At 50.4% G+C, this 19,038-nt stretch carries 18 protein-coding genes; 9 read left to right on the forward strand and 9 right to left on the reverse strand.

From position 1 onward, the window contains the following. Positions 1–20: 20 nt before the first annotated feature. Positions 21–1,607 carry a transcriptional regulator TyrR gene (tyrR, locus tag K9N75_RS12685; RefSeq protein ID WP_224451704.1) on the reverse strand — a complete coding sequence of 529 codons (1,587 nt, stop codon included), beginning with the start codon at positions 1,605–1,607 and terminating at the stop codon, positions 21–23. A gap of 331 nt (positions 1,608–1,938) precedes the next feature. Here tyrR and K9N75_RS12690 point away from each other — a divergent pair, with 331 nt between their 5' ends. Beyond that, on the forward strand, positions 1,939–2,481 hold the full coding sequence (locus K9N75_RS12690) for a GNAT family N-acetyltransferase (protein WP_008813692.1): 543 nt from the start codon (positions 1,939–1,941) through the stop codon (positions 2,479–2,481). A gap of 60 nt (positions 2,482–2,541) precedes the next feature. Then, positions 2,542–3,384, forward strand: coding sequence for a 3-mercaptopyruvate sulfurtransferase (gene sseA / locus K9N75_RS12695; protein WP_224451705.1), 843 nt, complete (start codon positions 2,542–2,544; stop codon positions 3,382–3,384). Between the two features lie 103 nt (positions 3,385–3,487). Here the strand turns inward: sseA and K9N75_RS12700 are convergent, their stop codons facing one another. The 8 genes from K9N75_RS12700 to pspA form a co-directional block, all read right to left on the reverse strand. Continuing rightward, positions 3,488–4,225: a DUF3142 domain-containing protein gene (locus tag K9N75_RS12700; RefSeq protein WP_061059973.1), complete on the reverse strand. Its 738-nt coding sequence runs from the start codon at positions 4,223–4,225 to the stop codon at positions 3,488–3,490. Continuing rightward, positions 4,195–6,348 carry a PA5441 family protein gene (locus K9N75_RS12705; RefSeq protein ID WP_061059972.1) on the reverse strand — a complete coding sequence of 718 codons (2,154 nt, stop codon included), beginning with the start codon at positions 6,346–6,348 and terminating at the stop codon, positions 4,195–4,197. Before K9N75_RS12705 ends, K9N75_RS12700 begins: the two co-directional genes overlap by 31 nt. Positions 6,349–6,648: 300 nt before the next feature. Then, a complete protein-coding gene (locus K9N75_RS12710; RefSeq protein WP_224451706.1) occupies positions 6,649–7,707 on the reverse strand; it encodes a YcjF family protein in 1,059 nt (352 codons plus the stop codon). Continuing rightward, positions 7,704–9,101 carry a YcjX family GTP-binding protein gene (locus tag K9N75_RS12715; RefSeq protein ID WP_224451707.1) on the reverse strand — a complete coding sequence of 466 codons (1,398 nt, stop codon included), beginning with the start codon at positions 9,099–9,101 and terminating at the stop codon, positions 7,704–7,706. The genes K9N75_RS12710 and K9N75_RS12715 overlap by 4 nt, the downstream gene beginning before the upstream one ends. 21 nt (positions 9,102–9,122) lie before the next feature. Further along, complete coding sequence (locus tag K9N75_RS12720; RefSeq protein ID WP_004093148.1) at positions 9,123–9,374, reverse strand: phage shock protein PspD; 252 nt, start codon at positions 9,372–9,374, stop codon at positions 9,123–9,125. A gap of 30 nt (positions 9,375–9,404) precedes the next feature. Next, complete coding sequence (gene pspC / locus K9N75_RS12725) at positions 9,405–9,764, reverse strand: envelope stress response membrane protein PspC (RefSeq protein ID WP_039186466.1); 360 nt, start codon at positions 9,762–9,764, stop codon at positions 9,405–9,407. After that, entirely contained in the window at positions 9,764–9,991 is a 228-nt protein-coding gene (gene pspB / locus K9N75_RS12730; protein ID WP_008813699.1) for an envelope stress response membrane protein PspB, read from the reverse strand. The genes pspC and pspB overlap by 1 nt, the downstream gene beginning before the upstream one ends. 124 nt (positions 9,992–10,115) lie before the next feature. Beyond that, positions 10,116–10,781, reverse strand: a complete 666-nt coding sequence (gene pspA / locus K9N75_RS12735) for a phage shock protein PspA (protein WP_035503465.1) — start codon at positions 10,779–10,781, stop codon at positions 10,116–10,118. 222 nt (positions 10,782–11,003) lie between these two features. Between pspA and pspF the strand changes: the two genes are divergently transcribed. The 7 genes from pspF (at position 11,004) to fabI (ending at position 18,874) form a co-directional block, all read left to right on the forward strand. After that, on the forward strand, positions 11,004–12,005 hold the full coding sequence (gene pspF, locus K9N75_RS12740; protein WP_130995798.1) for a phage shock protein operon transcriptional activator: 1,002 nt from the start codon (positions 11,004–11,006) through the stop codon (positions 12,003–12,005). A 432-nt stretch (positions 12,006–12,437) separates the two neighbouring features. Continuing rightward, positions 12,438–14,159, forward strand: coding sequence for an ABC transporter substrate-binding protein SapA (gene sapA / locus K9N75_RS12745; RefSeq protein ID WP_223283527.1), 1,722 nt, complete (start codon positions 12,438–12,440; stop codon positions 14,157–14,159). Beyond that, positions 14,156–15,121 carry a putrescine export ABC transporter permease SapB gene (sapB, locus tag K9N75_RS12750; protein WP_004093129.1) on the forward strand — a complete coding sequence of 322 codons (966 nt, stop codon included), beginning with the start codon at positions 14,156–14,158 and terminating at the stop codon, positions 15,119–15,121. Before sapA ends, sapB begins: the two co-directional genes overlap by 4 nt. Next, positions 15,108–15,998, forward strand: coding sequence for a putrescine export ABC transporter permease SapC (gene sapC / locus K9N75_RS12755; RefSeq protein WP_008813703.1), 891 nt, complete (start codon positions 15,108–15,110; stop codon positions 15,996–15,998). Before sapB ends, sapC begins: the two co-directional genes overlap by 14 nt. Before the next feature lie 8 nt (positions 15,999–16,006). Further along, on the forward strand, positions 16,007–17,002 hold the full coding sequence (gene sapD, locus K9N75_RS12760; protein ID WP_004093126.1) for a putrescine export ABC transporter ATP-binding protein SapD: 996 nt from the start codon (positions 16,007–16,009) through the stop codon (positions 17,000–17,002). Then, positions 16,999–17,811 (forward strand): putrescine export ABC transporter ATP-binding protein SapF, encoded by an 813-nt coding sequence (gene sapF, locus K9N75_RS12765; RefSeq protein ID WP_008813704.1) that lies wholly within the window; start codon positions 16,999–17,001, stop codon positions 17,809–17,811. The genes sapD and sapF overlap by 4 nt, the downstream gene beginning before the upstream one ends. A gap of 274 nt (positions 17,812–18,085) precedes the next feature. Continuing rightward, positions 18,086–18,874, forward strand: coding sequence for an enoyl-ACP reductase FabI (gene fabI, locus K9N75_RS12770; protein ID WP_035503461.1), 789 nt, complete (start codon positions 18,086–18,088; stop codon positions 18,872–18,874). Positions 18,875–19,038 lie beyond the last annotated feature (164 nt).

Below are 19,038 nucleotides of genomic sequence, written 5' to 3' on the forward strand. Positions count from 1 at the left end.
CAGCCACCGCGTTTTCTTTTTTACGCTTCCTCAGAATCAGGATGCGTTTCTGTATGGCGTCGACTACTCAATCCATACTCACGGAGTTTGTTCGCAATCGCCGTGTGTGATACACCCAGACGCTTAGCTAATTTGCGCGTGCTTGGATAGTTGCGATACAAACGCGTCAACACTGAACGTTCAAAACGCTTACAAATATCGTCGAGCGAGCCATCAAGTACTTCATCACCCAACGCCATTTCTGCCTCAAACTCAGGTAACACCACATCCTGCGGGCGCAGTTCATACCCTTCTAGCTGAGTCAGCGCGCGGTAAATCGCATTTTTCAACTGACGGACGTTACCCGGCCAGCCGTACTGACAGAGGAAACCGTTCAGTTCTGGCGCCAAACGAGGACGCGGCATTCCCTGCTCATCGGCAAAGCGTGACACAAACAGCTCGGTCAGCGGCATAATATCCTGAGTACGCTCGCGCAACGGTGGTAAATTCAGCGTCAGTACGTTCAAGCGGTAATAGAGATCTTCACGGAATAAACCGCGCTGCACCAAATCAATGAGGTTTTTCTGCGTCGCGCAAATAACGCGCACATCAACACTCACCTCATGCTCTTCCCCCACGCGACGGAACGTGCCATCGTTAAGGAAACGCAGCAGCTTGGTTTGCATACGCGGCGTCATTTCACCGATTTCATCCAGCAACACCGAACCGCCGTTAGCCTGCTCGAAGAAACCTTTTTTACCTTCCAGCGCGTTAGGATAAGCCCCTGCGGCATGGCCAAAAAGTTCACTTTCGGCGACGTCATCAGGCAATGCCGCGCAGTTTAGCGCTAAAAATGGCTGTTTGCCGCGTGGGCTGCGTAAATGACAGGCGCGCGCCAATACATCTTTACCGGTTCCGGTATCACCCACGATCAATAACGGGGCATCCAGCATCGCCAGTTTTCGTGCCTGTTCCAACACCTGACGCATTTTAGAACTCACGCCAATGATGTGCTCGAATTCACTGTCGTCGTTTACGGTAAGATTTTGCAACTGACGTCCAATGCGCACCGCAGATTTCAGCACCACCACCGCACCCACTGGCGCAGACATTTCGCCCTTCTCATCACCAAGATAGATCGGGGTAATGTCCATCAGATAGTCCTGACCACGGATCACAACTTTTTCCGCGTGCGGAGCAACAGTTTCGTTTTCCAACCAGCGCAAAAAGTTATAACCACCGATCAACCCCCCTGCGGTCTGATTACAGATTTTGTCTTCCGTCGTACCAAACAGCGTGAGCGCAGCCTGATTCGCCAGCTCAACTTTTCCCTTCATATCGATGGAAAAAACCGGTTCAGGCAGTGATTCCAACAGTGCCCACATCGCACGATGTTCACGCTCTGATGGCATGTAAGGCACTGTGCGCACGTCGGTAACACCGCTGATGCGACGAATTTCTGCCATCAACTGACGGAAGACTTCAAAGTCAAGTTCATTAAAATTCAAATAGATACGACCGATGGTATCGATCTCAATCCCGCGCAAATCAATATTACGCGCTGCTAGCAAATCCAGCAGTTCACGGGTTAAGCCGATTCGGTCTTCACAAAAAACTTCCAGGCGCATCAGTTTTGACCTTAATCTGCATATTGCTATGTATAAAAAACATACGTGTCAAAAACACGAGAGGTAACCAGCTGTCGCTCATACTGATGGGGTCATTGTACGACAACTGAAACAGTAACTGTCAGTATAAGTTGACAGATCTTTCTATTGTTATCCAGCCAGTCATTTCTGATTTATCACAAGACTGACTTTGGGTTACGGTAGTAAAACTATGACAACTTATATAATGAAACTTAAACTAATCATCACAGTTATGACATCATAGCTATACCACAGAATCTTATCACCTATTCATCACCCATTTTAGATATAAATAGGGGAAATGCAGCACATGATCATTCGACAAGCTACCCCAGCAGACTATGACAGCATTTTAGAAATCCAGCGGCTGAATACGCCTGAAAATCTGGATGCCGAAAATTTACAACAGGGATACATCGTTTCTCAGATGAGTCGGGCTCAGCTCGAAGCCATCAACGGCAAACTGGGCATCTTAGTTGCCGTCGAGGGTAAAACCGTGGCCGGTTTTGTGTGTATGACCGCAACCTGTGCAAAGCCGCACCCACCCGTTATCGACGCTCTGCTTGAAGTTGCAGAGCACAACTCGCTGAATCAGCGCCCGCTAAACGAACTCACGCCTTTCCTTTACGGCCCAGTTTGCATCTCTCGCCGTTTTCGCGGTGCGGGAGTGTTGTCGCAGCTGTTTGCCGCCGTAAAAGATCATATGCACCAAAAATATGACGCAGGATTGGCGTTTATTGCCGATGACAATCCACATTCACTGGTCGCCCATGTTCAAGGACTGGGTATGACCGATGTCACTCGTTTTCACTTCGGTGGAAAAGATTACCACCTTGTAGCATTTGAGGTATAAAGAACGGCTTAGATATTGTTTCAATAAGACTTTTTTTAATTAAAAGGATGACTCATTGCCATGGCAAATACCTTTTTCGTCACCGCCGAGTGGCTTGCGGTTCATTTAGATGATGCGGATATTCAGCTCATTGACGCCCGTATGGCTCCCGCGGGTCAAGAACACCTGCGCAATATGGAAGCCGAATACCATACCTCGCATCTGCCAGGCGCACGGTTTTTTGATATCGAAGCCCTATCCGATCACAGCAGCCCGCTGCCGCACATGATGCCAACGGCGGAAAAGTTTGCCGCCGATATGCAGGCCCTTGGCATCAGCAGTGAAAAGCATTTAGTGGTGTACGACGAAGGGAATTTGTTCTCTGCGCCACGCGCATGGTGGATGCTACGCAGCTTTGGGGTAAAAAAGGTCTCGATTCTGGCCGGTGGCTTTAACGCTTGGAAAGTACAGCAGCTTCCGCTTGAAAGTGGGATGCCAGCGAAAAACCACGCCACTTTTGTCGCCCAGCTCGATCCGCTAGTCGTAAAAAATGCCAACGATGTTTTGTTAGCGACGCAAAATGACAGCGTTCAAATTATCGATGCCCGCCCTGCCGCTCGCTACAACGGTGAAGTGGACGAACCGCGTCCGGGTTTGCGTCGTGGGCATATTTCCACCAGCCGTAACGTGCCTTGGGGCGATCTGGTTCAGGATGGCGCTCTCAAGCCTAACGAACGGCTAAAAGCCATCTTTACTGACGCAGGCGTTAACTTTGAGCAACCAATTATTGCTAGCTGTGGTTCTGGCGTAACCGCTGCCGTCGTGGTACTGGCGCTCACCACGCTACAGGCTAACGACGTTGCCCTGTATGACGGTTCATGGAGTGAATGGGGAGCCAGAAAAGAGCTCCCAGTAAGCAGGTAATATTTCTATATTCACCTGATATACCTAAAAAATTTCGGGTTACTCCGTTTAAAACAGCGGATATGCCACTCGAGGTACGTCGGGGATACAAAACAGATATTGATTACTGCTCATTTAATAGAAATACCACTTCTCCCAGATAATTGGGGGAAGTGGCAAAATAGCGTTGCCAACGTTTGTCCCATACGCCATTTTGTACCAAGCCAATTTTAAAAGGGATGTTAAGCCCTCGCAGCGCGGGCAGATATTCCTGATAGCGAGTGACCGTATGTCGTCCTTGATAAGTCTGGATCACGACTTCATCAACGGGGAGTTGATTAAGCTGTTCAACGCTGCCGGTTTTGGCCCAATCGAGTAGCCCCGTAACCCCCAGTTTGTAACCCGTTGGCAGCTTGCTTTTAAGTTTTAACAAAAAAACAGAATATTGATCAAGCCGGTAGCTGGCGGCATCAAAATCAATCTGAATCCCCACCACGTGAGTCCCCGCTGCCTCCCAATTCCGGCACAGTTTCAATAGCGCATTTACCATCGAATCAGGAATATCAAGCGTGGACACTCGCACCGAGATCCACACATCAGGAACAACGATCGCAGAGTATGGCAAACCTCGTTTGTAGAGTGCAGGTTTGCCACGTCGCGTCATAATCTCCGCCTGATGCAGATACAAAACCTGCGCCTGCTTCAGCACGGGCTGCGAGCGAACCGCCGACCAAAGCCAGAAATTGTGATAACTCCCAGCTTCCACTCGCCCTTCGCTGGCATGCACACCGAGGCTAAACAGGAGCGCGATAGCTCCCCAGCACCAACTTCTCACCAATAAAATCGCAAACGGCTGGCCCACTCACTGCCGGGATAATCATTCTTGAGCTGTAGGAACCACGCTTTACGCGTGTTTTTATCGATATCTTGCTGGTCGCAGTCATTCTCACCCGTCGGGGCGTAGCACATCACCGCGCGATAAAGTGCATAGCTTTTATCTTCAGGAGGCGCATCAGGCATCGCAATGACCTGTTGGTAATGCATTAAACGGCTGACTGAGCGATCGTCATACTGAGATTTAGCCTTGGTTAAATCAGCGGTAATGCCATCGTCGTAGCCATTAGGTATCACTAAGTTGGAAACACGAAGGTATTCGCCTAAACAGTTTAATGCACGGGCATCTTTCGGGCGCTGCGCTAGGGTCGTGACAATATCGTCAAGGGAATGACAAACGTACCCCTCTTGCGCATTGCGCCCATCCCAATTGAAATCAGACAGCATCACATCCCGCATATCATCGCGCACAGGTTGCTTAAACAGCTCGGCTCGCGGTTTGTCCTGTAAGTACCCTTGATAGTCAGCGTTAAGCAACTCCTTCGCCAACAACGTATGCAACGCGATAATTTGCTCTTCGGGGCTTTGTCCTGTTTCAACCTGTTTGCGGAGCAGATCTTGACTCGCAAGCATCTTCAACACGTTTGAACGATAGGCAAGATTCACTACGGGACTGTTCGCGACAAAGATATCGTCAACTTTACCCTGTTGAGCCAAACTGTTGGCTAATTGGTATTGCAGATAATCCTGCTGAATCCGTGAGTGATCGATGGTGAGTAAATGCCGCCAATAGGTTTCAGCATCCGGCCAGCGCGCTAATTCTTGCATGGACAGACCGCGTAATACCTGTTGGCTAAACAACAGCGTATCGTTCACTGCGTCTTTGTCTGCGGAGGCTGCAGCGTTAAGCACTGCGGCGTAGTCATGTTTCAGATAAAACGTCCATGCGGTTTGCAGATATTCCCAAGCAGGCAGCATGTCGGCTTTCTCAAATAGCGCTTTGTAGCCTGCCAACTCTTCTGCGGTGACCTGCGTCGCTGTCGTCTGCGTCTGATAGTTTTCACGTAGACGTTTTAATACCTGTGTAAACGTGACCTGCGGGCTATTAGGTTCACCAATAAAAGGCGGTTTAAGATATTGATTCCCCAGCAAGCGGGCATCCAGTTCATTGATTACAGATTGCAACGCCTCTGGCGTTGTGGCCTGAGAGATGGCTTTTTCTCCGTTAAAGGCTAACGCATTGTAATCTCCCGAGTACCAATTGATACGGCGGTATAATCCCTGCACCGAATTGACATACTGCCCCGCAGGAAAGCTGCTTAGATATTCATCCCCTCGCTCTAACGCCAGCGCCGCAGCCGCCTTATTACTTTTTGTACGGTCAAACATCCCCATATCGTCGACCGCATCCTCAACAATTTGGTTTAAAGCGATACGGAACAACATATACTGCGCAGTTTCGGCAACCCATGGCTGTGAGCTTTGTTTCAAGGCCAAAAATGGTGTCTCAGCGTTTGAAAAATCCCCGCGATAAAAAGCATCAATACCCGCTAAATAATCGCGGAATGCCTGAGCGTGAGAGTCTGCGGGGAATGGCAGAGCTGGCAGTGCACTTTCCTCTGCGGAATCACGCAGTAAGCGAACACGTTCATTGGCAAGAGCACGGCGCTGCTCATCGGTAAGAGAATCATCCGCCAACAATTGTTTGAAGAATCGCTGTAACGTCGCGGGATTGTTCGATACCCAGCGCCCACCGTCTACGTTGGTGTAACTTGGTTCCAATGCCACACCATCCAGATTAATGCTCATTTTACGTGCATCAGCCATCAACGCCTGAGCATCAACAGGGATAACGATACTGCCCGTTTCGTCAAAGCCGTCAGTGGTTTTGAGGCGGGTAATATAAAAAGGAGTCGCACGAGAGCTGCGCTCATCAGTGGCTAGCTGCGGGAAAGGAGACGCAAAATGAAGCCGTTCAGAAGCCAACATCAGTAAATTGCTGCGGGTGTCATTGGCCGGTGCATAAAATGGATAACTTGCCATATTGCATCCTTCAGCCCACCATTCGCACTCATCAACATCCATCGAAGCAAAGACTTGATGGCTAGCAACTAAAACCACCGCCCCAAAAAACCATTTTTTCTGTTTCACCGACGTCCATCCCTTGTGTTCAGCTTGTCGAAAAGTGGTGATCCACCGAATGCTTAGCGCCTGTATTTCCGGCGCACAGTATATACACAAGAGCATAGGCAAACTATTTAGGTACACTAAAATCAGAATATGGACTTACGGTAGGTTGAATCTATGCATTCGCCCATAGTGTCCCAGCGAGCTCAATCTTAATCGCCACACGAAACCAGTGCTTACACGTAGTTAATGTCTTGAGCGTAAAAAAAAGCTCCTACGCAATGAGGAGCATTTTTCGGTTACACATCGCAGGGGATAATCGGGCTACGATTCTTTTGCTTTCTTCGGCGCCACGCGTTTCAACTGCGTAATAAGCTCTTTGCGGAAATCGCCCAAGCGAGGTTTATCATTTTCTAGCCACGGCAGTGGACGACAAAGCTCCATCGCTTTAATTCCCAGACGAGCCGTCAGCAAACCAGCGCCAATACCTTGGGCTGCTCGGGCAGACAAGCGCGCGGCTAAATCTTGTGATATCCAGTCCATGCCGACTTCTCGCACTAGTTCAGACGCACCAGCAAAGGCAATGTTCAGCAACACTAAGCGGAACAGTCGAATTCGGCTGAAGTAGCCAAGTTCAATACCATAAAGCGCCGCAATGCGGTTGATCAAGCGAATGTTACGCCAAGCGATAAACGCCATATCGACCAACGCTAACGGGCTGACCGCAATCATTAACGTTGATTCCGCTGCGTAGCGGCTGATTTCACGACGAGCCTGAACATCCAACACGGGCTGCACCAACTTGCAATACAGCTCCACCACTTCACGGTCATTATGCGTTTCATGTAGCGACGCCTGCCAGCGCTGCACCGCCGGATGACTCTGATCGAGGCTCGCCTGCTGCATTAGCTTTTCGCAGAACGCTTTTCCCTGACCAATACCGTGGCTGTGCAACAAATCGCGAGCAACATCACGCTCTTCGGCGCGCTGACGTAAACGGTAAAGACGGCGCCATTCCGTCACCAGCGAGCCTACACCGGCCAACACAATCAAGCCCCCAGCGACAGTCCCCCCCAGCGCGATCCAGTCTTGCTGAATCCATGCCTGATGAAACCATTGTACCCCTTGCGCGATGACGCTTACGCCAAACAGTGCCAAACCGGCACCGACCATACGCCGCCACAGGCTGCGTTTGGGTTTGAGCGCGGCATTAATGATACCTTCAGCACGCCCCTCCTGTTCTTCTGTCAGCATTTCTGGTTCGGCTGGCAAAAAATTGTCAGCCTCTTGTGCCGCAAACTGTTGGCTGGCTTTGAGCACCACCTCTGGCTCAGTTGCCAGCGGTTGATCAAACTCAATTCTTGGTTTTATCGGTTCGCTCATCGCAATTTATCTCCCAATAAAAACTCCATCACGCTATCCATACGGATGTGCGGCAATGGGCTATCCACATTCATGCTTTGCGGGCGAAAATCTTCAAAATGAAATCCCTGTTTTTGCCAGAATTCATTATTTGGCAAACGTGCCGGAACCTCTCCTGGGAAAACCGTTAGAGGCTGGTCATCAGCCAATCGATGCCCTTTCAGCGCAGGGATTTTCTGCCCGTGATGATCGACTAAACCACTCTGTGTTGCCTGTACTGAAGCGATACCGGCGCAGTCCATGCTAATACCTTCAAACGCTGCATTTTGCCACGCGTCCTGTACCAACTGCTGGAGCAAAGAAACCAAATTTGCATGCTGATCGGCCGTGACATGATCGGCTTTAGTGGCGGCAAACATCAATCGATCAATACACGGTGAAAAGAGTCTGCGATACAGCGTTCGTTTGCCATAGTGAAAGCTCTGCATCAGTTGAGTGAGCGCTAAGCGCATTTCATTAAATGCCTGCGGCCCACTATTGAGCGGCTGTAGACAATCCACCAGCACAATCTGGCGATCAAAACGCACAAAGTGTTCTTTATAAAAGCCTTTCACAACTTCATTGCAATAATAGTGATAGCGTGAGCGCAGCATGCCGATATTGGTATGCTTATCTGCCTGAGCCAATTTTGACTCACCCACGTCAACCACCTGCGGCCACGGGAAAAACTGCAACGCTGGCGCGCCAGCCAGATCGCCGGGTAAAACAAAGCGCCCTGGTTGAATAAAGTGCTGCCCTTCGTTTTTACAACGAAGCAGATAATCGGTGTATGCCTGCGAAATTGCCGCCAGCTGTTTTTCATCGGCAGGAGCCAGTGGGTCGCACTTTGCGCACAGCGCCAGCCATTCTTCAGCCCACTCTTTACGTTGCCCTTGTAGCAGTCCGTTCATCTGCCGTGACCAACTCAGATAGTCCTGTTCCAGCATCGGTAAATCCAGCAGCCATTCCCCCGGATAATCGACGATTTCCAAATAGAGGGTCGATGTATCTTTAAAGTGGCGTAGCAACGAGTCATTACTGCGGAATTTAAGCGCCAAGCGGATCTCACTCACGCCTCGCGTGGGCGTTGGCCACATAGCTGGCTCACCGTAAAGTTGTGATAGCCCTTCATCATAGGTAAAGCGCGCCACGCCGAGATCGCGCTGCGGTACGCGTTTAGCCCCTAAAATGCGCTCTTCGCGCACGGCAGAAAACAGCGGTAAACGAGCGCCGCTGTGAATATGCAAAAGCTGATTAACCAGAGAAGTGATAAATGCGGTTTTTCCGCTTCGGCTTAGCCCGGTCACCGCCAATCGTAAATGACGGTCGACGCCACGGTTAACCAAAGACGCAATTTCATTTTGTAGCCTTTTCATTCCTCTCCTTACACGCAGCCGCTATGGCTTTTCAGCTCCGTGACGATAACGGGACGTTGCCTGACGAACCGCCCGCTGTAATAAAGGTTCTAATCCCCATATTAACAACCAACGCAGCGGCCGCCACGTCACATAACGCAATACACCGGCGGCAATACCGGCTGGGGCAAAGGTGAGCCCCAAAAGTAAACCGTTTTTCAGCAGACCAGGCAGATAACGCCGAGCCTGACGGCCACCTGCACGCAGCATATCAGCAGGTTTAAATTGACTCATTGTTTTCCTCCTAGCCCTTGGCGAATAAATTTATAGATCGCGGAAACGGCGATTTACGCCAAAGGTTTCCGAGGTGACGTAGCGCTCTATTCGGCGCAAGCGTTGCTCGCACTCGTTGAGATCTACCGTAACCACTTGCATTTGCTGGCGTGCAGTGGGTTGCTGTACGCCGCTCAACTCGGCAGCGCTCGCCGTGGGTAGCGTCATCGCCAACACCATGTACAAAATGGCTGTGATGATAAACAGGCCGCAAAAAATCGACAGCACGGCCATAACGCGAACCAGTGCAACCGGTACGCCCATGTATTCAGCCAAGCCGGCACAGACTCCTTTGACGACGCCTCGCTCCGGAATGCGATACAATTTTTTACCGCTCATTGGCATTGTCATTAAGCGTCCCTCCAGTTTGGATGTTCTGCATCCAGAATGGATTCGAGTGCACTAATGCGCTGACGCATACGCTGCGCTTCTTCATTCAATTGTGCTAAACGTTGCACTTCTTGCGCTTGCAACGCACTGTCATTCTCCTGACGATTGCTGTAGTGCAGCCATAGCCAGACGGGTAATACAAACAAAACAAAAATGGTCAGAGGGATGGCAAGAAAAAGGTAGCCCATCATGAATTCCTTATTATTCGCATAAAGCTGTGTATTCGAGTAACGCTGTTAGCAACAGTCTATTCCTTTTTCCGGAGTTATAGAGGCATTCCATAACTCCGGTGATTCGATTGCTCATCGCGCTTTATTCAGGGCGATTCATTTTGGCTTTCAACGCGGCCAGTTGTTGGCCGATTTCATCATCGGCTTTGAGATCGGCAAACTCTTGATCAAGTGATTTCTTTTTGCCTAAACCCATGGTTTCCGCTTCGGCTTCCATATGGTCAATACGGCGCTCAAACTGTTCAAAACGCGCCATTGCTTCGTCTAATTTACCGCTGTCTAACTGGCGGCGAACTTCTCGAGATGAAGCGGCAGCCTGCTGGCGCAGAGCCAAAGCCTGCTGGCGAGCACGCGTTTCCGTCAGCTTGCTTTCCAATTCGGTGATTTCACGCTTCATACGATCCAACGTTTCTTCAACGTTGCTCACTTCATGACGCAGCGTAGTTAATAAATCACTAACACGCTGTTTTTCAATTAATGCCGCACGTGCCAAGTCTTCTTTATCTTTACGTAGCGCCAGCTCGGCTTTTTCCTGCCACTCATTCAGCTGGGTTTCACCCTGCTCAATACGGCGCATCAGCTGTTTTTTCTCCGCTAAAGCCCGAGCGGAAGTAGAACGCACCTCTACCAGAGTATCTTCCATTTCCTGAATCATCAGACGAACCAGCTTCTGTGGGTCCTCTGCTTTATCCAGCAAGGTGTTGATGTTGGCGTTTACGATGTCGGCGAAACGAGAAAAAATACCCATAATTACTATCCTCATTATTCGGCGTGCATTCAGTCGGCACATCCGGTGTTGAAATGATTTACTGCCTCGCAAAGATATAATCAAGTATCGTGCCAACTTTGCAATTCACCGTATTTGGCTGTTATTTAAAGAATAATTAAAAAACATTGCCATCTAGGGGTAAAACATGGTGTGATGATTTTAACTAACAGATGGTGAAATTCACTAAGCGAGAGAGTTGCGATGCCAGACAATATTGAAAACATGCTCGGTCAAGCCAACAGTTTTCTCGAGGTGTTAGAGCAGACGTCACAGCTAGCGAAGCTAAATAAACCGGTACTGATCATCGGTGAACGCGGTACGGGTAAAGAGTTGATTGCGCACCGCCTGCATTATTTGTCTCACCGTTGGCAGGGACCGTTTGTGTCCCTGAACTGCGCAGCGCTTAACGATAATTTGCTGGATTCCGAGCTTTTTGGCCATGAAGCAGGCGCATTTACCGGAGCGCAAAAGCGTCATCTGGGGAGGTTCGAGCGTGCCGATGGCGGGACGCTCTTCTTGGATGAACTGGCGACTGCGCCGATGTTGATTCAGGAAAAGCTACTACGGGTCATTGAATATGGTCATCTGGAACGCGTGGGTGGTAGCCAACCGTTGCAGGTCGATGTGCGCTTAGTCTGTGCAACTAACGCGGATTTACCCGCATTGGCTGCTGAAGGCACTTTTCGCGCGGATCTGTTAGATCGACTGGCCTTCGACGTTATCCAACTGCCCCCACTACGCGAACGTCGCAGTGACATCATGCTGCTCGCGGAACACTTTGCCATGCAAATGTGCGGCGAATTGGGTTTATCTTTTTTCCCCGGATTCAGCGATGGCGCACGGGAAACGCTGCTGAATTACTCTTGGCCGGGCAATATCCGTGAGCTAAAAAACGTCGTGGAGCGTTCGGTTTATCGGCATGGCGAATCCCCTGAACTGCTGGACGCGATCGTCATTAATCCCTTTAAGCCCCAAACGGTCGTATTATCGCAACCACCGTCTGGCGAACCCACGGCGATCAGTGCGTCACAACAGCCAACTCTCCCACTCGATTTGAAAGCGTGGCTGGCGGCAAGCGAAAAGCAGATTATCATTCAGGCGCTACAGCAGAGCCGACACAATCAAAGGCAAGCGGCTCAATTATTAAATCTTACCTACCATCAGCTGCGTGGGATCATGAAAAAACTGGACATTCAGGGCTGACGGCAGGCGCTCGGATAGAAGTACAAAGACGATATTTGAAAATTGAGGCAAAAAAAAAGCCAGCACCCGGCTGGCTATAAAGTAGATCTGGAAGCAATGTGAGCAATGTCGTGCTCTTAAGAGAAGTGAATGCCCTGAGGAGGCGTCTCTAAAGAACGATTGAATGATAATAGTTATCAGTACGATCTGTAAAGCATTTTGTTGGGAATTTTTCTTATTTGTATGTGGCACGTGCGTCATATCACACTACAGGCGCTTTCCCGCACGGAATATTTGCTATAAAACCCGCTGATTGGAGGTTTCTAACATATGCTTATCAATAGGATTGGTTAAGCATGAGGCAAATAACCCTATCACTTAACTGGAATGATTGGGCTGCCAGCCAATGTACGTTACACTAAACACTTTGCTCAACAACCTCTTGAAGCGTTTATGCGTGGTCTAAAAACCCTGATGCTGGCATTAAGTTGCCTGTCTGCCGTTGCGACAGCAGCCGATATTGCCCCTACGACCAAACTCAAACCGCTGCCGGATATCCGTCAGAGCGGTTTTATTTATTGTGTCAGCGGGATACTCAATACCTTCAACCCGCAAATGGCCAGCAGTGGTCTGACCGTTGATACTCTGGCTGCGCAGCTTTACGATCGTCTGCTAGACGTTGACCCTTATACCTACCGCTTAATCCCTGAATTAGCACAAAGCTGGGAAGTGTTAGACGGCGGCGCAACCTACGTGTTGCATCTGCGTAAAGATGTGCCTTTCCAGACCACCGACTGGTTTAAACCTACGCGCAAGATGAACGCCGACGACGTGGTTTTTAGTTTCAACCGCATGTTTGATCCCAAGCATCCGTACCACAACGTAAATGGCGGTCACTATCCTTATTTCGAAAGTCTCCAATTTAGCGATGCCGTGCAAAGCGTGCGCAAACTGGATAACTCAACGGTCGAAATTCGGCTGAAACAGCCCGACGCATCATTCTTATGGCACTTAGCCACCCACTACGCACCGATCCTTTCCGCCGAATACGCTAACAATTTGGCTAAAAAAGGGAAGGAAGAAGAAATTGACCGTCTGCCAGTGGGTACCGGCCCGTTTATGCTGAATGAGTATCACGCGGGGCAATATATCCGTCTGGATCGCAATGACGCGTTCTGGAAAGGCAAACCTCGTATGCCTCAGGTGATTATCGATCTCGGTGCTGGGGGGACTGGACGTTTATCCAAACTATTGACCGGCGAATGCGACGTGCTGGCCTATCCCGCCGCTAGCCAGCTCAGTATTTTGCGCGATGACCCTCGCCTGCGCCTTACGCTCCGCCCAGGGATGAACGTTGCTTATTTGGCATTTAATACTCGCAAACCGCCGCTGGATAATCTTGATGTGCGCCGAGCTATTGCCTACTCGATTAATAACCAGCGTCTGATGCAGTCAATCTATTATGGTACAGCAGAAACTGCCGCGTCTCTGCTGCCTCGCGCTTCTTGGGCGTATGATAGCGAAGCTAAAATCACGGAATACAATCCTGAAAAATCGCGAGAACTGCTGAAACAAGCCGGCGTCACCAACTTGCACCTTCAGCTTTGGGTGCCGACCGCCTCTCAGGCCTATAACCCAAGCCCGCTAAAAACCGCAGAGCTCATTCAGGCTGACATGGCGCAGGTGGGCATCAAAGTAAGCATCATTCCGGTTGAAGGCCGTTTCCAAGAAGCGCGCTTGAGCGATATGAGCCATGACATGACGCTTTCTGGCTGGGCGACCGACAGTAATGATCCAGACAGTTTCTTCCGTCCGTTACTGAGCTGTGCCGCCATTCAGTCACAAACTAACTTAGCGCACTGGTGCGATCCCGCATTCGATTCCCTGCTGCACAAGGCATTGTTGTCACAACAGCTTTCTCAGCGCATCGAGGACTATCAGGACGCACAAAAAATTCTCGAAGAACAGCTACCGATTCTACCATTGGCCTCATCATTGCGTCTTCAGGCCTATCGTTATGACATCAAAGGACTCGTATTAAGTCCATTTGGTAACGCGTCGTTCGCCGGTGTCTATCGTGAAAAGCAACCCGAGCCCGAAGCGACTAACGATCCTGACGCAGGCCCACCAACTTCTGCCGCAGATGCCCCTGCCGGTGCGGAGGATAAACCATGATTATCTTCACGTTGCGTCGACTGCTGTTGCTGTTGGTCACGATATTTTTCCTATCGCTGGTCGGTTTTAGCCTGCTCTATTTCACGCCACATGCGCCGCTTGGCGGCGCATCACTGATTGATGCATACAGCTTCTACGTGCATAGCCTTTTTCAAGGTGACTTTGGTGTGTCCAGCATCAACGGCCAACTGATTGTGGAGCAACTGAAAGAAGTCTTCCCAGCCACCATGGAGCTATGCATTTTGGCCTTTATGCTGGCATTGATTGTCGGTATTCCTCTGGGGATTATCGCCGGTCTGCTGCGAGGTAAATGGCAAGATGGCGCCATCAGCGCGTTGGCACTGTTTGGCTATTCGATGCCGGTTTTCTGGCTAGCCATTTTGTTGATGCTGTTCTTTTCACTGCATCTGGGATGGCTGCCGGTATCAGGCCGCTACGATCTGCTCTACCCGATGAAAAACGTGACCGGCTTTGCATTGATTGATGCTTGGCTATCGGACTCACCTTACCGTGATGCCATGCTGATGAGTGTCGCTCGCCATATCATACTGCCCGTCACTGCGCTTGCACTGGTTCCGATGACCGAAGTGATCCGCCTGATGAGGATCAGTACCGATAACGTCGTTAGCCAGAATTACATTAAAGCAGCCGCTACGCGTGGTTTGACCCGATTTACCATCATCCGTCGTCATGTGCTGCATAATGCGCTGCCACCAATTATCCCGAAGTTGGGACTACAGTTTTCCACCATGCTGACGCTGGCGATGATTACTGAAGTGGTATTCAGTTGGCCAGGACTCGGCCGCTGGATGATTAACGCCATTCGTCAACAGGATTTTGCGGCTATCTCGGCGGGCGTGATGCTGGTCGGTTCTCTGGTGCTAATCGTGAACGTGCTGTCTGATATCGTGGGCGCACTGACAAATCCATTGAAACATAAGGAATGGTATGCACTTCGATAACGTATACCGCGAAAAACGCGTACCTAGCCCACTGCGTCAGACGTGGCTGCATTTTCATGCAGATACGCTCGCCATGATTGGTCTGTACGGCGTACTGCTGCTGATAGCGCTATGCTTCTTTGGCAGCATGCTGGCACCGTATGCGCTAGACCAACAATTTCTCGGCTACCAACTGCTGCCACCGTCGTGGTCCCGCTATGGGAACGTGTCATTTTTCCTCGGCACCGACGATTTAGGCCGCGATATTCTTAGCCGTCTGTTATGTGGCGTTGCGCCGACATTTGGCTCTGCTTTGATTGTCACCCTCGCCGCCAGTATTTTTGGCGTGATTATCGGTATTTTGGCCGGTGTGACGCATGGTTTACGCTCGGCGATCCTGAATCATATTCTGGATACGCTGCTATCAATCCCTTCCCTGCTGCTAGCTATTGTCGTCGTCGCTTTTATGGGACCGCGTCTGGAACACGCCATGTTGGCCGTGTGGCTAGCACTGTTGCCACATATGGTGCGCGAGGTTTATACCTCGGTACACGAAGAGTTGGAAAAAGAGTACGTCGTCGCCGCACGTCTAGACGGCGCATCCACGTGGTTCATCCTGTGGGATTCAGTATTACCTAACATCGCAGGCGTACTGGTGGGTGAATTCACTCGTGCTCTTTCGATGGCAATTTTAGATATCGCAGCACTCGGTTTTCTCGATCTCGGGGCACAACTGCCCTCTCCCGAGTGGGGGGCAATGCTAGGCGATTCGCTGGAGCTGGTGTATGTCGCTCCATGGACGGTTATGTTGCCGGGCGCGGCTATCATGATAAGCGTGCTGCTGGTGAATTTATTAGGCGACGGAATGCGCCGAGCGATCAACGCAGGCGTGGAATAGGAAGCAAAATGCCGTTACTTGATATTCGTAACCTGACAATTGAATTTATGACTGCCGAAGGGCCGGTCAAGGCCGTCGATCGCGTGAGTCTTACGCTAACCGAAGGTGAAGTCCGCGGATTGGTCGGCGAATCCGGCTCAGGAAAAAGCCTGATTGCCAAAGCGATCTGCGGCGTGACCAAAGATAACTGGAAAGTAACCGCCGACCGTTTCCGCTTCGATGACATTGATTTACTGCGCCTGACACCACGTCAGCGGCGCCGCTTGGTCGGCCATAACGTGTCGATGATTTTTCAAGAGCCACAGTCCTGTTTGGATCCCTCTGAAAGCATTGGTAAACAGGTTATTCAGGCTATCCCGGGCTGGACCTACAAAGGCCGCTGGTGGCAAAGATTCCACTGGCGCAAACGTCGCGCCATTGAGCTGCTACACCGCGTCGGCATTAAAGATCACAAAGATATCATGCGTAGTTTTCCGTATGAACTTACCGAAGGCGAATGCCAGAAAGTGATGATCGCGATTGCTTTAGCAAACCAGCCGCGCTTGTTGATTGCTGACGAACCGACCAATGCGATGGAGCCCACCACTCAGGCACAAATTTTCCGCCTGCTGTCACGCATGAATCAAAACAATAACACCACTATTTTGCTGATCAGCCATGATCTGCAAATGATGAGTAAATGGGCCGACCGCATCAACGTCATGTACTGCGGGCAAACGGTAGAAAGCGCTACCTGTGAAGAGATTTTGGTCACACCACACCATCCTTATACGCAGGCACTGATTCGTGCGATGCCAGATTTTGGCCGTGCATTGCCACATAAAAGCCGTCTCAATACGCTGCCGGGCGCTATTCCGTCGCTTGAGCATTTGCCTATTGGCTGCCGACTAGGGCCGCGTTGCCCTTATGCGCAGAAAAAGTGCATTGAAACGCCGCCGTTGCGAACCGTTAAAGCGCATAAATTTGCCTGCCACTTCCCGCTCAACATGGAGGAGACGCAATGAGTACGCTACTGGAAGTGCATAATCTGCAAAAGACTTTCCGCTACCGCACCGGCTTGTTCCGTCGTCAGAATCTTGAGGCGGTTAAACCGGTAAGCTTTACGCTGCGAGAGGGGCAAACGTTGGCCATCATCGGGGAGAACGGTTCGGGGAAATCGACGCTGGCAAAAATGCTTTCTGGCATGATTGAACCCACCGCGGGCGACATCGTGATTGATGATAAGCAGCTACACTATGGTGATTTTCGCTATCGAAGCCAGCGTATTCGCATGATTTTTCAAGATCCGTCGACGTCGCTCAACCCCCGCCAGCGTATCGGCCAAATATTGGATGTACCACTCCGCTTAAACACGGAGCTAGATGCTCCCGAGCGTGAGCAGCGCATCAATGAAACGCTGCGTCAGGTCGGCCTGCGTTCAGACCATGCTTACTACTACCCTCACATGCTGGCATCAGGGCAGATTCAACGTATTGCGCTGGCGCGCGCGTTAATTTTACAGCCGCAGGTGATTGTGGCGGATGAAGCGCTGGCGTCGCTAGACATGTCGATGCGCTCGCAGATCATTAATTTGATGTTAGAACTACAACAAAAGCAGGGTATCGCCTATATCTATGTAACTCAGCATTTAGGCATGATGAAGCACATCAGCGATCAGGTGATGGTGATGCATCATGGTGAAGTGGTAGAACGTGGCAGCACTTCTGAAGTCTTGGCGGCACCGCTGCATGAACAGACTAAACGCTTAATCAATAGTCATTTTGGCGAGGCGTTAACGGCGGATGCGTGGCGCCGCGACGGCGGAGTTTTCTGATCAGCTGTTTTAGCAACAATAACAGCCTAGAAATCAACCACTGATCCGAGCAGAGCATCAAAAGCATTCCACAGAGAATCAAGCGTGATAGAATCGCTCGGTTTGGTTTTATTAACACAAGTGCTGGACGGGTTAACAAACGTGTTTCTTTTTGCACCACTCTGTTTTCCGCCGCATATAACAGTTTGCATTTAGTTCCCCGAATTCATTGAGGCTGCTTATGGCGGCAACGAGGATGAAGGGTAACGCAAACCAAGACTACAAGGATTATTGTATGGGTTTTCTTACCGGTAAGCGCATTCTGATCACTGGCGTAGCCAGTAAACTCTCCATTGCCTACGGTATCGCACAGGCTATGCACCGCGAAGGCGCTGAGTTGGCTTTCACCTACCAGAATGACAAACTGAAATCACGCGTAGAAGAATTCGCCGCTCAGTTGGGTTCTAATCTGGTTCTGGCTTGTGACGTAGCAGAAGACGAAAGCATCGATGCGATGTTTGCTGAGCTGGCAAAATCTTGGCCGAAATTCGACGGTTTCGTTCACTCCATTGGTTTCGCACCTGGCGACCAGTTGGACGGCGACTATGTGAATGCGGTCACACGCGATGGTTTTAAAATCGCTCACGACATCAGCTCTTACAGCTTCGTTGCGATGGCAAAAGCTTGCCGCACCATGCTGAATCCAGGCGCTGGCCTGCTGACACTGTCCTATCTGGGCGCAGAGCGCGCCATCCCTAACTACAACGTTATGGGTCTGGCTAAAGCGTCTCTGGAAGCCAACGTACGCTATATGGCCAACGCCATGGGTCCTGAAGGCATCCGTGTTAACGGTATCTCCGCAGGTCCAATCCGCACTCTGGCTGCATCCGGTATCAAAAACTTCCGTAAAATGCTGGCACATTGCGAAGCCGTTACACCTATTCGTCGTACCGTGACCATCGAAGATGTGGGTAACTCCGCAGCCTTCCTGTGCTCCCCACTGGCGGGCGGTATCTCTGGTGAAATCCTGCACGTTGATGGTGGCTTCAACATCGCGGCCATGAACGAGCTGGAACTGGATTAATTTCCTACCGTTTGTTGTGAATTGCAAATCCCTGGCCTCGGCTGGGGATTTTTTTATCTTAGCTTTCATCCCCCTTCAGTTATTCCTTTTCAACCTAGCCTATTCCTTAACAATATTTCATCTCCCAACCACATTAAGCAAGGATAGTAGGCTGTTTCATAAAG

Source organism: Hafnia paralvei, from assembly GCF_020150375.1.
Taxonomy (GTDB): Bacteria; Pseudomonadota; Gammaproteobacteria; order Enterobacterales; family Enterobacteriaceae; genus Hafnia; species Hafnia paralvei.

Bases quoted from the DNA above. Each gene is read 5' to 3' on its own strand.
- tyrR (WP_224451704.1), bottom strand. From the start codon at position 1,607: ATGCGCCTGGAAGTTTTTTGTGAAGACCGAATCGGCTTAACCCGTGAA.
- pspC (WP_039186466.1), bottom strand. From the start codon at position 9,764: ATGACAATGCCAATGAGCGGTAAAAAATTGTATCGCATTCCGGAGCGA.
- sapD (WP_004093126.1), top strand. From the start codon at position 16,007: ATGCCGTTACTTGATATTCGTAACCTGACAATTGAATTTATGACTGCC.
- K9N75_RS12715 (WP_224451707.1), bottom strand. From the start codon at position 9,101: ATGAAAAGGCTACAAAATGAAATTGCGTCTTTGGTTAACCGTGGCGTC.
- K9N75_RS12690 (WP_008813692.1), top strand. From the start codon at position 1,939: ATGATCATTCGACAAGCTACCCCAGCAGACTATGACAGCATTTTAGAA.
- K9N75_RS12710 (WP_224451706.1), bottom strand. From the start codon at position 7,707: ATGAGCGAACCGATAAAACCAAGAATTGAGTTTGATCAACCGCTGGCA.
- pspA (WP_035503465.1), bottom strand. From the start codon at position 10,781: ATGGGTATTTTTTCTCGTTTCGCCGACATCGTAAACGCCAACATCAAC.
- fabI (WP_035503461.1), top strand. From the start codon at position 18,086: ATGGGTTTTCTTACCGGTAAGCGCATTCTGATCACTGGCGTAGCCAGT.
- sapF (WP_008813704.1), top strand. From the start codon at position 16,999: ATGAGTACGCTACTGGAAGTGCATAATCTGCAAAAGACTTTCCGCTAC.
- pspF (WP_130995798.1), top strand. From the start codon at position 11,004: ATGCCAGACAATATTGAAAACATGCTCGGTCAAGCCAACAGTTTTCTC.
- sapC (WP_008813703.1), top strand. From the start codon at position 15,108: ATGCACTTCGATAACGTATACCGCGAAAAACGCGTACCTAGCCCACTG.
- sapB (WP_004093129.1), top strand. From the start codon at position 14,156: ATGATTATCTTCACGTTGCGTCGACTGCTGTTGCTGTTGGTCACGATA.
- sseA (WP_224451705.1), top strand. From the start codon at position 2,542: ATGGCAAATACCTTTTTCGTCACCGCCGAGTGGCTTGCGGTTCATTTA.
- K9N75_RS12720 (WP_004093148.1), bottom strand. From the start codon at position 9,374: ATGAGTCAATTTAAACCTGCTGATATGCTGCGTGCAGGTGGCCGTCAG.
- pspB (WP_008813699.1), bottom strand. From the start codon at position 9,991: ATGGGCTACCTTTTTCTTGCCATCCCTCTGACCATTTTTGTTTTGTTT.
- sapA (WP_223283527.1), top strand. From the start codon at position 12,438: ATGCGTGGTCTAAAAACCCTGATGCTGGCATTAAGTTGCCTGTCTGCC.